Annotated in this window: 12 protein-coding genes; 5 read left to right on the top strand and 7 right to left on the bottom strand. The window is 42.5% G+C overall.

Features of this window, described 5'->3' with window-relative positions; all coding sequences use genetic code 11:
* The first annotated feature begins 57 nt into the window (after positions 1 to 57).
* From ACIGBM_RS04465 to ACIGBM_RS04485, 5 genes are all read left to right on the top strand, one after another.
* Positions 58 to 759: an NAD-dependent epimerase/dehydratase family protein gene (locus ACIGBM_RS04465; protein ID WP_397476902.1), complete on the top strand. Its 702-nt coding sequence runs from the start codon at positions 58 to 60 to the stop codon at positions 757 to 759.
* A gap of 189 nt (positions 760 to 948) precedes the next feature.
* Positions 949 to 1,485: a ribonuclease E activity regulator RraA gene (gene rraA / locus ACIGBM_RS04470; protein ID WP_397476903.1), complete on the top strand. Its 537-nt coding sequence runs from the start codon at positions 949 to 951 to the stop codon at positions 1,483 to 1,485.
* A 217-nt stretch (positions 1,486 to 1,702) separates the two neighbouring features.
* Positions 1,703 to 5,419, top strand: a complete 3,717-nt coding sequence (mfd, locus tag ACIGBM_RS04475; protein ID WP_397476904.1) for a transcription-repair coupling factor — start codon at positions 1,703 to 1,705, stop codon at positions 5,417 to 5,419.
* 144 nt (positions 5,420 to 5,563) lie between these two features.
* On the top strand, positions 5,564 to 5,995 hold the full coding sequence (locus ACIGBM_RS04480; protein ID WP_057759208.1) for an HIT domain-containing protein: 432 nt from the start codon (positions 5,564 to 5,566) through the stop codon (positions 5,993 to 5,995).
* Between the two features lie 684 nt (positions 5,996 to 6,679).
* Complete coding sequence (locus ACIGBM_RS04485) at positions 6,680 to 7,711, top strand: adenylate/guanylate cyclase domain-containing protein (RefSeq protein WP_397476905.1); 1,032 nt, start codon at positions 6,680 to 6,682, stop codon at positions 7,709 to 7,711.
* Positions 7,712 to 7,808: 97 nt separating this feature from the next.
* Here ACIGBM_RS04485 and fdx read toward each other — a convergent pair whose 3' ends face one another.
* The 7 genes from fdx to ACIGBM_RS04520 form a co-directional block, all read right to left on the bottom strand.
* Positions 7,809 to 8,147, bottom strand: a complete 339-nt coding sequence (gene fdx, locus ACIGBM_RS04490; protein WP_101206134.1) for an ISC system 2Fe-2S type ferredoxin — start codon at positions 8,145 to 8,147, stop codon at positions 7,809 to 7,811.
* 86 nt (positions 8,148 to 8,233) lie between these two features.
* Positions 8,234 to 10,114: a Fe-S protein assembly chaperone HscA gene (gene hscA, locus ACIGBM_RS04495; protein WP_397476906.1), complete on the bottom strand. Its 1,881-nt coding sequence runs from the start codon at positions 10,112 to 10,114 to the stop codon at positions 8,234 to 8,236.
* 209 nt (positions 10,115 to 10,323) lie between these two features.
* Positions 10,324 to 10,905, bottom strand: a complete 582-nt coding sequence (gene hscB / locus ACIGBM_RS04500; protein WP_397476907.1) for a Fe-S protein assembly co-chaperone HscB — start codon at positions 10,903 to 10,905, stop codon at positions 10,324 to 10,326.
* Positions 10,906 to 11,080: 175 nt separating this feature from the next.
* Entirely contained in the window at positions 11,081 to 11,401 is a 321-nt protein-coding gene (gene iscA, locus ACIGBM_RS04505) for an iron-sulfur cluster assembly protein IscA (protein ID WP_021814983.1), read from the bottom strand.
* Between the two features lie 226 nt (positions 11,402 to 11,627).
* Positions 11,628 to 12,038, bottom strand: coding sequence for a Fe-S cluster assembly scaffold IscU (gene iscU, locus ACIGBM_RS04510; RefSeq protein ID WP_057759218.1), 411 nt, complete (start codon positions 12,036 to 12,038; stop codon positions 11,628 to 11,630).
* Positions 12,039 to 12,192: 154 nt separating this feature from the next.
* Entirely contained in the window at positions 12,193 to 13,419 is a 1,227-nt protein-coding gene (locus tag ACIGBM_RS04515) for an IscS subfamily cysteine desulfurase (protein ID WP_397476908.1), read from the bottom strand.
* Positions 13,416 to 13,925, bottom strand: a complete 510-nt coding sequence (locus ACIGBM_RS04520; protein ID WP_057759222.1) for an Rrf2 family transcriptional regulator — start codon at positions 13,923 to 13,925, stop codon at positions 13,416 to 13,418. Before ACIGBM_RS04520 ends, ACIGBM_RS04515 begins: the two co-directional genes overlap by 4 nt.
* Positions 13,926 to 14,166 lie beyond the last annotated feature (241 nt).

Below are 14,166 nucleotides of genomic sequence, written 5' to 3' on the forward strand. Positions count from 1 at the left end.
GATATAGGTATTTTCTCATCAATATAGTTCATCTAATGTTATATAAGTGGATAGGGTATGCAGCGAAAAGCAATTGTGATTGGCGCAACAGGGTTAGTAGGGCAGCATTTGGTAAAGCAACTGAGTGAGCTTTATGACACATTGATTGTGATTGCTCGTCGCCCGCCACGCTACATTAATGCCAGCATGCGTTTTTATCAAATCAATGATTTTGATAACCTCTCTGAAGTGTTTGCAAGTGTCGGTGCCGATCGAACCACGGATGCTTTTAGTTGTTTGGGTACAACAAAAAAGCAGGCTGGTAGTGATGAGGCTTTTCGCAAGATAGATCGAGACTATAACGTAAATTTTGCCAAGTTATGTCGTGACAAAGGGGTAGAGAATTTCTTTTTACTCTCCTCGATGAATGCGGATATTGATAGTCGTTTTTTATACAATCGAGTCAAAGCTGAGACAGAGCAGGCTGTTATGGCATTAGATTTTGGCCAATTGGTCGTCTTTCGTCCGTCATTACTGCTTGGTAAACATAAAGGTCGTCCGCTTGAGAGCCTTGGTCAAAAAGCCTTTAAACTTATCTCGCCGCTCGTGTCAGAGTCACTATCGTTACATCCTATCTCTGCTAAACGCGTTGCCAGTGCCATGGCTATGAGTGCTCATGATATCTATCATCGTAGTAAGTACCGTACCGAGCCTCAAATTAAGCGTATCGACATTATCGAAAATAAGCAGATGCTAGCGATGACCCGTGTTAAAAAATAAAAGGACAGTTTTTCTAGTGACAGATTCAGTCTCAAAGCTGGAAAGCTACAGATATCGATTGTTAATTGCATTAGGACAAGATTGCATTAGAACAAAATACAAGAGTAAAAAACACAATAACTATTATCAAAGCATCGATAAGTATTGAAAAACCAGTCAGTTGAATCACTAAAACAAGGAGCAGGAGCAATGTCAGAATCGATACAAATGGATAGAGGAAATTTTGTCACTTGTGATCTATTGGATGCCAATCCTGAGTCGCAAGTATGCTTACCAAATATCGAAGGTAAGTCATTCCGTCAGTTTGGTGCAAAAGACAAATTCTGCGGTGAAATCGTGACGGTTAAGTGCTTTGAAGACAATAGCCGTGTTAAATCTCTATTGAATAGCGGTGGCAAAGACAAAGAAGGCAATGGCAAAGTATTGGTCGTGGATGGCGGCGGCTCTATGCGTTGTGCATTACTAGGCGATATGATTGCACAATCAGCTATCGATAATGGCTGGGCTGGGGTAATTGTATATGGCTGTGTCCGCGATGTTGATGACATGGCAGAGATGGAGCTTGGTGTGATGGCGCTTGGTTGTATCCCGCGTAAATCAACTCGCCGTGATGAAGGTCAAACGGATATCGAAATTAGTTTTGGTGATTTGACGTTGAATTCGGGTATGTTCATTTATGCTGATAACAATGGCATCATCGCTAGTGATAAATCACTTATCAGCTGAAGTTTTAGGCTTGGCTTGATTAGTCAAAACGAAAACCTCAGCTGATAAGTTGGGGTTTTTTGTTATGTAACGACAGTTAAAGCGCAATAATCGTTGTTAACCCTCAATCATTAATGAGTAAACTCTTAAGTGACAAACCGTTACGGCATAAGTTTTGGTAATTGCTCAAATATTCGTATAATAGCTTTCTGACTCCTTAACTTTGATTCTACTCTTTATGCCTATTACTGCTTTGACTGACGCGTTTGACCCTATTAACCAGCAGTTGTTTCCTATCCAAAATTCTGAGCGGCGTTGGCTAGCGCCTGTCCATGGTGCGGTCAGCAGTTTATGGTTGGCAAGCTTGGTTCAAACACCTATGTGGAATGTTGCCGAGCGCCTAAAAGTTGTGGTGGCACGTGACCAGAACCAACTCAATCAAATAGAGACTGAGCTGGCATTTTGCGGAGTCGATGCTTACGTATTCCCTGACTGGGAAACGCTAACCTATGATGAGCTATCTCCACATCAAGACATCGTTAGCGAACGCATCAATCTGTTGACGGATATGCCGAAAACGGGCGTGCTACTTATTTCGATACAAGCCCTCATGCATCGCGTCGCACCGCCAAGCTGGTTGATTGGACAGCATTTTGATTTGAGTGTTGGCGATCGATTTGATATCAATACCCAACGCGGGCTGTTGGCTAAGGCTGGTTACCGAGCGGTTGAAAATGTCTTTGAACCAGGTGAGTTTGCAGTACGTGGCAGTATCATTGATATTTTTGCCATGGGTCAGCCTTTTCCGCTACGTTTGGACTTGTTCGATGACGAAATTGAAACGATTCGCTTTTTCCATCCTCAAACGCAGCGTACATTGACTGCCGATGATTTGAAGGCGATGTTGACGGGCAACGATACCAGTATGGCGAAGGAGTCATTGTCACTACTGCATAAAATGCCAGATATCTCTAAACCTATCGACCAATTTCAAATCTTGCCTGCAAAAGAGTTTCCGCTCGATGAAGGGCGTGAGACGTTCCGCACAAACTTTGCCGCGATGTTCCCCAATACCAGTAGCCGAAAGTCTGAGCTGCATAAAGACGTAATGGCAGGGATTGCTAGTAGCGGATTAGAGTATTATCAGCCGCTATTTTTTGACTTGAAAGACTGGGAGGTGGAGAGTAGTTTATTTTCCTATTTACCAAGCGATGCGTTGTTTATCACCGATGAGTTAATCAATGAAAAACAAGCTGATTACTGGTCACAAATCCAGCGCCGCTACGAAGAACGTCGACATGATATTGATAAGCCTATCGTAGAGCCAGCAATGCTGTATCTACTATCTAACGCGCTTAACGAACAGCTAAATCAGTATCCAAGAGTAATATTAAGTGCTCGTGATGAACTGGCTACGATGAATGGTGTGGCAGTGTCAGAAAGTATAGATGCCTCACAAATACCATTGCCATCGAGTGTCACTAAACAACAAGGACTGGTGACATTAAGTGCTCAAGAACCGCCACAGTTAGCAGTCAATCATCAAAAGTCTGAACCATTATCTGAATTGCTCGACTTCTTGGATACGCAATCAAAGACTTCAACACCCGTACTAATCGTTGCAGAAACCGCAGGCCGTCGCGAGATTCTCATTGAACTGTTTAAGGGCAAGATTGATATCAAGGCGTACGATAGCTTTGAAGCCTTTCTAGCCGCAGATAAAACCAGCGCTATTAATAACAGTCATCTACCGCATGTCGGTCTGACCGTAGCGCCAATTGAGCGCGGTGTCTATGTGCCTGAACGCTTGGTGTTGATTAGCGAGACACAGCTGTTTGGTCGTCAAGTCTTACAGACGCGCCGTCGTCGCCAAAGCGGTGTGTCAGAAGAGTTCTTGGTTAAAAGCGTCACTGAGATAACAGATGGCAGTCCAGTAGTGCATATTGAGCATGGTATCGGTCGTTATAATGGCTTGATTACCTTAGATGTGGGCGATGGTGAGCAAGAATTTATCCATTTAAAATATTCTGATGACGCTAGTATCTATGTGCCAGTGGCCAATCTGCAAATGATTAGTCGCTATAGTGGCGGCGATCCTGCCTTAGCACCGCTACATAAGATTGGTAGTGGTAAATGGGACCGAGCCAAGCAAAAAGCATTAGAGCAAATTCATGACGTCGCTGCTGAATTGCTCAATATGCAGGCAAGACGTGAGGCCAAAGTAGGTATTCATTTTAAGATAGACCCATCACAGTATGAATTATTTGCCAGTCAATTTGCCTTTGAAGAAACCGCTGACCAAGCAAATGCCATTCGTGCGGTTATGGAAGACATGAGACAAAACCAGCCGATGGATCGTCTTATTTGTGGCGACGTTGGTTTTGGTAAAACAGAAGTCGCGATGCGAGCCGCCTTTATTGCCGTTAGTGCTGGCTATCAGGTTGCCGTACTGGTGCCTACCACATTGCTTGCCGGTCAGCATGAAGACAATTTCCGCGATCGTTTTGCCGATTGGCCAGTTCGTATCGAGAGCTTATCGCGCTTTGGCGGCAAAAAACATCAAGAAATGGTATTGGCTGATTTGGCTGCTGGCAAAGTGGACATTGTCATTGGTACTCATAAACTGCTACAACCAGATGTGAAATTTGCCAACCTTGGCCTGATGATTGTTGATGAAGAGCATCGCTTTGGAGTGCGTCATAAAGAGCGTATCAAGGCCATTCAGACAGATGTTGATAGCATGTCTATGACGGCGACTCCGATCCCTAGAACGCTTAATATGGCGCTCTCAGGCATGCGCGATATGTCGATTATCGCCACGCCACCTGCCCGTCGTCTTGCCATCAAAACTTTTGTGATGCAAAAGACCGAAGCCTTGATGAAAGAAGCCATATTGCGTGAGCTTCTGCGTGGTGGGCAGGTCTATCTACTACATAATGATGTTGCCAGTATCGAGCGTATGGCAGAGACCATTCGTGACCTAGTGCCAGAAGCGCGAGTAGGAGTAGCTCATGGACAGATGCAAGAGCGTCAGCTTGAGCAGATCATGCAGCAGTTTTATCATAAAAAATTCAACGTGTTGGTTTGCTCTACCATTATCGAGACGGGTATTGATGTGCCCAATGCCAATACGATTATCATTGAGCGTGCGGATAAGTTTGGTCTTGCGCAATTGCATCAGCTGCGAGGCCGAGTAGGACGCAGTCATCATCAAGCGTATTGCTACTTATTAGTACCTTCCCTTAAAGGACTCAAAGGTGATGCCAAGCGCCGTTTGCATGCGATTGAACGTGCCAATACGTTGGGTGCAGGTTTTATGCTGGCAAGTGAGGATTTAGAAATTCGCGGTGCAGGGGAAATATTGGGTAAGCAGCAAAGTGGCAATATGCAGGCGATTGGTTTTAGCTTATACATGGATATGCTTGAGCGTGCGACTAAAGCCATTAAAGCTGGCAAGGAGCCTGATTTAAATACACCATTGTCGCTAACCAGTGAAATCAACCTACATAGCTCTGCTCTTATTCCAGAAGAGTATCTACATGACGTGCATCAGCGCTTATTGTTCTATAAGCGTATTAGTAATACCGATGATAAAGAAGCATTGACGGATATTCGTACGGAAATGATAGACCGCTTCGGTGCACTGCCAGATCAAACCAAGCAATTATTCGCCATTCATGGATTACGTTTACAAGCAGAGCCGCTCAAGATCAATAAAATTGATGCCAATAGTAGTAGTATGACGCTGGAATTTGCACCTGATACTCCAGTTGATGCGTTAGCGATTATCAAGTTGATCCAATCAAATGGTCAGCATTATCGTATGAATGGCGCATCTGGTATCCGTTACCAAAATAGCGATAAATTGGCCACACCGCAACAGCGCGTGACGGTCATACAAGAGCTGCTGCGCTATTTTAGCGAGCACATGGTGACAGAGTCGCTTAGTATATAGCTGGTTGTCAAGTAGGCTAGGTAGTTAATCTAAGCCAATAAATTATGGTGCTATTTTATCAACCAGATAACTGATAAAATAGCCAAACTAACTTTTTAACCTTCTGTATTTTTATTTGCATTAAACAACAAGAGAACCGTCATTATGTTCCAACTTCATCATAAACTTGCTGCTGATAGTTTTTTAGTGGGGGATTTTCCATTATCCACTTGTCGTTTAATCAATGACTGCCAATTTCCTTGGCTGATATTAGTGCCACGTGTATCCGGTATCAAAGAGTTATATGAGCTGTCTGAGGCAGATCAAACACAGTTCTTACGAGAGTCCAGCTGGTTATCGAGCCAGTTAGCCAAAACCTTTCAAGCTGATAAAATGAATGTAGCCGCTCTTGGTAATCAAGTGCCACAACTTCACTTTCATCACATTGTCCGTTATCAAAATGATATGCAATGGCCAAACCCAGTATGGGGTGTGCCAGCTGTTCCATATACTAAAGAAGTATTGGCGCAAATGCAGCAAACATTGATGATGGCGCTACGTGGTCATCACCAAATGCCGTTTGATTGGCAAATGTAATTATCATGCTATTCTGCCTTCAATAAGGATAGATTGAATTCAAATAAAAAGAGGGGCCAGATACTTAAATGTATCTGGCCTCTCTTTTTATTTAAATTTGGATAAAAACTGTAAAATAGCGAACAAACTAGACAAAAGGTCGTCTTTTAGTCATCAGTAACCTTGTTTAAACTTATTTCAAAAGTATAATATATTATTAGATATATCTTATGATAAATCGTCATAAGGGCAAATGATGCACATGTGCTATATCCTTGTCTCTCATATCGCTCGAAACATTTAAGTGAAACTCATATGACCTTCTCAGAGACACTAAAATCAAGGTCGCCGCTGAAAGATGCTGGAGTTTGTCGTTTCGATTATCCAGAAGTGTTCGTGTTAATACTGACGGTTGTTTTGCGTGCTATATATTACGACTTCCGTCCTATCTCAATGGCACTATTGGTTATTATTACATTGCCAAGTCTCCTGATCCTGATATACAACTATCGACGCCAGACCAGCTTTTGGACGTCTAACATCGTTACTATTCTATTATCGGTTGTCATTGGCTCCCTACAATTTTGTATGATCATATCAATCAGTTTGGCTGTTTTGATTGGTATACGTATCATTCTTAGCCGGCCTGAGAACCAGCTCAAATTGCTTACAGTATCATTTATAACGGCTATTGTTTTTTATTACGTGGGTACCATTTTAAGTAATGATGAATTGGACTGCGGTGATAGTTGGCTACCACCTACCGTACTGCTAGCTAGTATGATTGTTATCCTATGTCAGTTTCGACGTATGTATCAAGAATATATTGGTTATAAGGCTTCCGCCCATAAGGCAGCGGGACGCCTAAGCACGATGGTATCAGTGATCAATAAACTGACTCGATTTGTACCCCCACAAATTTGGGAGCCTATTGTCAAATCGGATAGCCCCGTTAGTGTCTCTAATAAACGCGCAAAAATAACTATTATGTTTTCGGATATTGTCGGCTTTACCGAACTGTCTGATAGTCTAAGCTCTGACAACTTGGCAGACATCCTCAATACTTATATGCATTGCATGACGTCGATCGCTGATAAACATGGTGCAGTGCTTGATAAGTTCATTGGTGATGGCATGGTATGTTTCTTTGGTGAACCGAATAGCTGTGGATCGCGTCAAGATGCATTAGATTGCGTGGCAATGGCAATTGATATGCGCCGAGAAATGCGTACTTTGCGCCAAAAATGGCGGTTGATGGGGTTTGAAGGCTTGTATATACGTGTTGGTATTACCACTGGCTACTGTCACGTTGGTAATTTTGGTAGTAGTAGTCGATTAAGCTATACAATTATTGGTAAAGAAGCCAACCTAGCCTCTAGGCTTGAGTCCTGTGCGGGCAAAGATCAGATATTGGTTAGTGAAAGCACTTACGATTATATATGCCATAACTATGAATGCGAGCACGTTGCCGCATTTTGCTTAAAGGGAATTGATGAAAAGGTCGATGCATGGCAAGTACTTGATCCTAGTGCCAGTACAGGTCATCTGTCTAAATGGGTTGACCACACATTGCCTGGTTTCAATTTGCATTTGAATTTTAAAGATATGAAAGACAATGATTATCAAGATATTAGAGCTCGTTTAAATTTTGCGCTGGAACGCATCGAGCAAGAGGAAGAAAAAGTAGTAAAGAGCATAGCCGCAGAAAGTAAACGTGAGAATGCCAATCGCAAGTAAGCGTTTTAAGCTTATTGTCTCAAAATCCTATATAGAAAAAGGCCAGCTATCACATAGCTGGCCTTTTTTAATCTTAACTAGAAAGTATCATCAGTGTTTAATGATTTTCCTTAGCATGATTGAGGGTATATTTAGGAACTTCGATGGTCAAGTCTTCATCATCAAGCATGACCTGACAAGATAAACGTGAATCAGGCTCTAGTCCCCAAGCACGATCAAGTAGATCAGCTTCAATATCATCCATCTCATCTAAACTGTTGAAACCCTTACGTACTACAACATGGCATGTAGTACAAGCTTTCGACATCTCACAGGCATGCTCGATTTTAATGCCTTTTTCTAGTAGTGCTTTGCATAAGTTTTCACCAGCTTGCAACTCAACTTCTGCGCCTTCAGGGCAGATTTCGTGATGGGGTAGTACGGTAACTTTTGGCATAAATTATCTGTCCGATGCTAATCAATTTAAAAAATATTAGAAATTAGCTTAACGTGTTAGCTAAGCTATATATGTCGATGTATTTATTACCAGTCTTTGGCACTAGTACCTGCCATACTGGTCTTGACGCTTTGATTCATAATACGTGCAGCAAAGGCATCACTATGTGGCTTGAGCTGTGCTTGTTGTGCTTCAATAAGCGCTAAGTCATCAGTGCTGAGAGAGTTACGTAGCGCTTGTATATGCTCTGCTAGTGATTGTTGTTCTTCAGTAGAAAGCAACGCCGCAAATTCGTTAAGTGCCGACTCTAGGGCAAGTACTTCACGTTCCGCTTCTACCTTTGTCTCAATTAAAGACCGCGCGTTTTTGTCTTCTTCTGCGTGTTTAAACCCTGCAATCAGCAACTGTTCTTTTTGTTCATCTGATAGACCATAAGAAGGTACAATCTCGATTTTGCTTTCTGTTTTGGTCGTAGTTTCTTGTGCACTGACAGTAAGCTGACCGTTAGCGTCGATGCTAAAGGTAACTTCGATACGAGCAAACCCGGCTTTCATTGGCGGGATGCCATACAGCTCAAAACGTCCAAGTGAACGACAGTTTTCCACCGTTTCACGCTCACCTTGCACCACATGAATCACCATGCCTGTTTGACCATCTTGATAAGTGGTAAACACCTGACGTTTCTTCACAGGGATAGGCGTGTTGCGTGGGATGAGTACTTCAACCAAACCGCCCATGGTCTCAAGACCTAATGATAATGGCGTTACGTCCAATAATAATAAATTATTATCACTATCCCCGTTAACCAATTGATGAGCAGTCTGAGCAGCACCTAAAGCAACCACCTCATCTGGATTCAGACGGCAAAGTGGCTGTTTAGCAAAAAACTCACTCACGACTTGCTGTACGGCAGGCATACGAGTCGAACCGCCCACTAAGATAACTTCATCTAGATCTGTAGTAGACAGCTTAGCATCGCGTAGGACTTGTTCGCACACGCTGAGCGTACGGCGACTAACAGGCTCTACAATCGTTAGCACATCTGTACGGCTTAATACACCTTGATAAGATTGGCCATTGACAGTGACACTGATGTCTACTTGATCAGCATCAGTCAGTGCTTGTTTATAAGCTTTGGCTTGTTGAGCTAGTATTGATTTGTCATGTAGGCTTACATCTTTTGGATCGATATTTAGTTGTTTAATAATCCAATTGGTAATAAGACGATCGATATCATCACCGCCTAGTGCGCTATTACCACCAGTTGCCAACACTTCAAAGACGCCATCGGTAAGCTTTAAGATAGAGACGTCAAAAGTACCACCACCCAAATCATAGATTAAGTAATAGCTTTCTTTCTTACTGTCTTCTGATGAGTGGTCAAGACCATAGGCGACTGCCGCCGCTGTTGGTTCATTCAACAAGCGAAGTACGTTGATACCCGCTGCTTGAGCGGCATCTTTAGTTGCTTGGCGCTGTGCTTCATCAAAATAAGCGGGAACCGTAATTACGGCACCTTCAATGCTATCTGCAGGTAAAGCACTCGCTGCACGTTGCTCAAGAGCGGCTAGTATACGCGCCGATACTGCAACAGGGGAAACCTCACCTTGAGCCGTTACAAAGGCGGGCATATCGTCTTTGTTACCAGACAGCTCATAAGGATGAGAGAATTTGATATCAGCTTGACTACGACCCATAAAACGCTTAGCCGAGACGATCGTATTTTTTGGATCATCCGCTAAATGCGCTAGAGCGTCATAGCCAACCAATGGCGTACCAGTAGCTGGATAATAGACAACAGACGGTAATAATGTATCTGTCGCTGCGCCTGCCTCTAAGACTTGTGCCTTACCTGAACGCACCACAGCAACCAACGATCGTGTAGTACCAAGGTCGATGCCCAAGCCAAATTTATGTTGGTGAGGTTGAGCGCTTTGATTGGGTTCAGCAATTTGCATTAAAGACATAAGGATAACTCAGAGATAAAATAAATAAGTGAAATGGAGCAAATATAACATATGCAGTACGAGAGCTTAACGTCGGTAATCTCATTCCATGGAATAAGGATTCTGACAGTTTGATGCGCTTAGACTCAAAGATTATACGGTATCACGGTCACTATTTTAACCAAATATATAGAATTTAGCTTGTTAGTGAGAGTCATAACCACAGATGTTTAGACGTATAAGTCATCATCATCTGAATGCGATGAATTTGCAACATCATCAAGCCCAGTCGTCACATCAGCATTTAGCTTAACTAAAAATTTTAGTTTTTGTGTAGCATCAATCGCTGTTTGCCAATCTTGATTTTGATAAGCATTATTAAAGCGTTCAGATTGATTTACTAGACGCTCTGTAATCTGAGGGTGTAATTGCTGCAAGGCTGCAAGATCTTTGTCTTCGATAGCATCATCTAGATCCATACGCATCTGCATCGCATCTTCCAAAAAGTCCAAATCTGCGATTGAGTGCTCTATGTTTTGTGCTTGATCTGCCATGTCTAGTAAATAACCAGCACGGCTATCAGGAGCGCTTAGCGTTTGATACGCTTGATTGATTAAAGCCGACGCTTTTTCAGACTGCAACTGTGCTTGAACCATATCGGTCTGATTTTTGGCAACATTATCAGGATGATAGCGTTTCTGCAGCAATCGCAAACGTTGCTCTAGATTGCTCTGGTTGATTTCAAATTGTACAGGCTGCTCAAATAGGGCAAAGAAGTTATCAAACTGTGGTTCTGAAGTAATATCTGTCATAATCTGATGCCTTACTTTTTTATTTATTTTTGAGGTCATGACCTAGCTAAGAATATCTCAATCGCTTGGCTACCTAACTAAATTAGCCATTTTTCACGGCGATAGCAGAGATACTGCACTGTTCTTATGAAAGCTTACTGAAGCATAAATCTATCAGTTTTCAGCCGTTGAACAATTAAACTGTAAACGACTCACCGCAACCACATTCACCTTTTTGGTTAGGATTGGTAAATTTAAAGCCTTCGTTTAGACCTTCTTTTTCATAATCCATCAACAAGCCGTCTAAATATACGAGGCTTTTAGGATCAATGAAAATGCTAACGCCGCGACTTTCATAGCGCGTGTCGTTTTCATCAGGGGTATCTACAAACTCTAAAACGTAAGCCAGGCCCGAGCAACCCGCCGTACGGATACCAACTCGAATGCCTTCGCCTTTGCCGCGATTGTCCAAAAAGTCTCGAACATGCTGAGCGGCGCGTTCTGTCATTTCAATCATGCCAACTCCCATTGACTATTAATCATAAGTATCAATAAAAAATCTAGATAAACTGGTAATCAGAATTATGAAATTACCAAAACAATAGGCTTGCGACTATTAGAAAACAAAAGGTGACAATTACATAAGTGTCATTGTCACCTCTTTAGCGTCAGTAGCGATTACACATTGCTACTTTAGCGTTGCTAGTACAACGTAGCGCATACGCTAGCAGGTTTAGCCTAGCTTAGATCGCAGCTTCTTCTGCTGGAGCCGCAACGCCATGCTTGCCTTTATAGTCGCTAATAGCGGCTTTAATGGCGTCTTCTGCAAGTACAGAGCAATGCACTTTTACTGGTGGTAATGCTAGCTCTTGAGCGATATCGTTGTTTTTGATTTCGCCAGCTTGATCCAAGCTTTTGCCTTTTAGCCACTCAGTAACAAGCGAGCTTGAAGCAATCGCTGAACCGCAGCCATAAGTCTTGAAACGTGCATCTTCGATAATACCATTATCGTCGACTTGGATTTGTAGACGCATTACATCGCCACATGCTGGGGCACCGACCATACCGGTACCAACGTTTTTGGCGTTTTTATCAAGATTACCAACGTTGCGTGGATTTTCGTAATGATCAATAACTTGGTCACTATAGGCCATGGGGTTTTCTCCTAGTTAGATGATGAGTAGTCGTTTATCAACTTTAAGTGTCTAACTACTCATCGATAATTGGGGTCAAACGCTTAATTTAATTGTCTGATCAATTGTTTAATAAATATATCTTGCTAGCTATACTAAAAAGCTATATTAGAAATTAATGCTCAGCCCACTCGACTGAGTTTAGATCAACACCTTCTTGATACATATCCCAAAGTGGTGATAGAGCACGTAGTTTATCAACAGCTTCATGCATCTGTTTGATAACAGTATCGATGTCTTCGTCAGTAGTATAACGGCCGAAGCTAAAGCGGATTGAACTATGTGCCAATTCATCTGGACGACCAATAGCACGTAGTACATATGATGGCTCAAGCGTCGCTGACGTACAGGCTGAACCTGATGATACAGCTAAGTCCTTAAGTGACATCATCAATGACTCGCCTTCAACGAAGTTAAAGCTGATGTTTACAATGTTTGGTACGCTATTCTCAAGGTCACCATTTAAGTAAATCTCTTCGATGTCTTGTAGGCCATCCCAAAGCTTTTGACGTAGTTTGACTGCATGTGCATGGTCGGCTTCATAGCTTTCATTAGCTAAAGCAAATGCTGCGCCTAGACCAACGATCTGATGCGTCGGTAGAGTGCCGGAACGCATACCGCGCTCATGACCACCGCCATGTTGCTCAGCTTTCAAGCGGATACGTGGCTTACGACGAACAAACAATGCGCCGATACCTTTAGGGCCATATGCTTTATGACCTGAGAAGCTCATCAAATCAATTTTCATTTCTTCAAGATTGATTTTTACTTTACCAACAGACTGTGCGCCATCAACATGGAAAACCACGCCAGCTTCGCGAGTGATTTCACCAATTGCTGCAACATCAGTAATAGTACCAAGCTCATTGTTTACCATCATAAGTGATACTAAAATCGTATCATCACGTAGTGCTTCTTTTACTTGCTCTGGCAGGATAAGACCTGTGCTTGGCTGCGGCTCAAGATACGTAATTTCAAAACCTTCTTGCTCAAGCTCACGGCAAGTATCTAATACAGCTTTGTGCTCAATTTTACTGGTAATGATATGTTTGCCACGAGACTGATAAAAATGTGCTGCACCTTTAATGGCTAGGTTATCAGACTCAGTCGCGCCAGAAGTAAAGACGATTTCGCGTGGATCAGCGTTGATAACTTCAGCAACTTGACCGCGAGCAGTTTCTACTGCTTCTTCCGCTTGCCAGCCGTAACCATGTGAGCGTGAAGCTGGGTTACCAAAGACACCATCTACAGTCAAATACTCGCTCATTTTAGCAGCTACTGATTTAGCAACTGGGGTAGTGGCGGCATAATCTAAGTATATAAGGTTGTTATGTTGGCTCATGCTGGGTTTGCCTCGCTGTTCGATAGAGTAATAGTATTAATGTCTTTTATGGAAATATCTTTTGTAGAGGTGTGCTGACGCTCTGAGACTGACTGCACGTTTTCCATATCTAATAATTGCGCTAATGTTATATTTTTCAAGTACTGTTCGATATGATTTGATAGTGCACACCACAGATCGTGAGTTAGGCACATTGTACCACCTTGACAGTCACCGCGTCCTTCACACTGCATCGCGTTTACTGATTCATCAACCGCAGATATGATGCTCATCACATCTATCTCATTCAATGGCTTAGCTAGGTGATAACCACCTGCAGCACCGCGAATACTCGTGACAAGACCACGTTTGCGGAGCTTAGAAAATAACTGTTCGAGATACGAGATTGAAATCGATTGCCGTTTGGCGATATCGGATAATGATACAGCACTGTCTTGTTGGCTGGTCTGTAATGCCAAATCTAATAATGCGGTAACAGCGTATCTGCCCCGAGTAGTCAAACGCATGTGTTATCTCCAAACTTGATGTCATTTATGTTTAACAACGATCTTAGCCAAAAGTTTGAATCAGTGCTCATAAGATAAAAAGAGCAACCAATCATACGTCAGCTAAGTTTTGTCTTATCGTTATTGAACAACAGATGATTAACCCGATGTGTGCAACGATTAAGGTAATTATACTTAATCCCGAGTAATTTAGTCAAGATTAAAGTGTGGTTCAATGGTTAATCAAGCTTATTGCTGTAAT

This window comes from Psychrobacter sp. NPDC077938 (assembly GCF_044542635.1).
Lineage (GTDB): Bacteria > Pseudomonadota > Gammaproteobacteria > Pseudomonadales > Moraxellaceae > Psychrobacter.

Coding starts and splice junctions, on each gene's coding strand:
- ACIGBM_RS04465 (WP_397476902.1), top strand. CDS start 58: ATGCAGCGAAAAGCAATTGTGATTGGCGCAACAGGGTTAGTAGGGCAG.
- rraA (WP_397476903.1), top strand. CDS start 949: ATGTCAGAATCGATACAAATGGATAGAGGAAATTTTGTCACTTGTGAT.
- mfd (WP_397476904.1), top strand. CDS start 1,703: ATGCCTATTACTGCTTTGACTGACGCGTTTGACCCTATTAACCAGCAG.
- ACIGBM_RS04480 (WP_057759208.1), top strand. CDS start 5,564: ATGTTCCAACTTCATCATAAACTTGCTGCTGATAGTTTTTTAGTGGGG.
- fdx (WP_101206134.1), bottom strand. CDS start 8,147: ATGCCAAAAGTTACCGTACTACCCCATCACGAAATCTGCCCTGAAGGC.
- hscA (WP_397476906.1), bottom strand. CDS start 10,114: ATGTCTTTAATGCAAATTGCTGAACCCAATCAAAGCGCTCAACCTCAC.
- hscB (WP_397476907.1), bottom strand. CDS start 10,905: ATGACAGATATTACTTCAGAACCACAGTTTGATAACTTCTTTGCCCTA.
- iscA (WP_021814983.1), bottom strand. CDS start 11,401: ATGATTGAAATGACAGAACGCGCCGCTCAGCATGTTCGAGACTTTTTG.
- iscU (WP_057759218.1), bottom strand. CDS start 12,038: ATGGCCTATAGTGACCAAGTTATTGATCATTACGAAAATCCACGCAAC.
- ACIGBM_RS04515 (WP_397476908.1), bottom strand. CDS start 13,419: ATGAGCCAACATAACAACCTTATATACTTAGATTATGCCGCCACTACC.
- ACIGBM_RS04520 (WP_057759222.1), bottom strand. CDS start 13,925: ATGCGTTTGACTACTCGGGGCAGATACGCTGTTACCGCATTATTAGAT.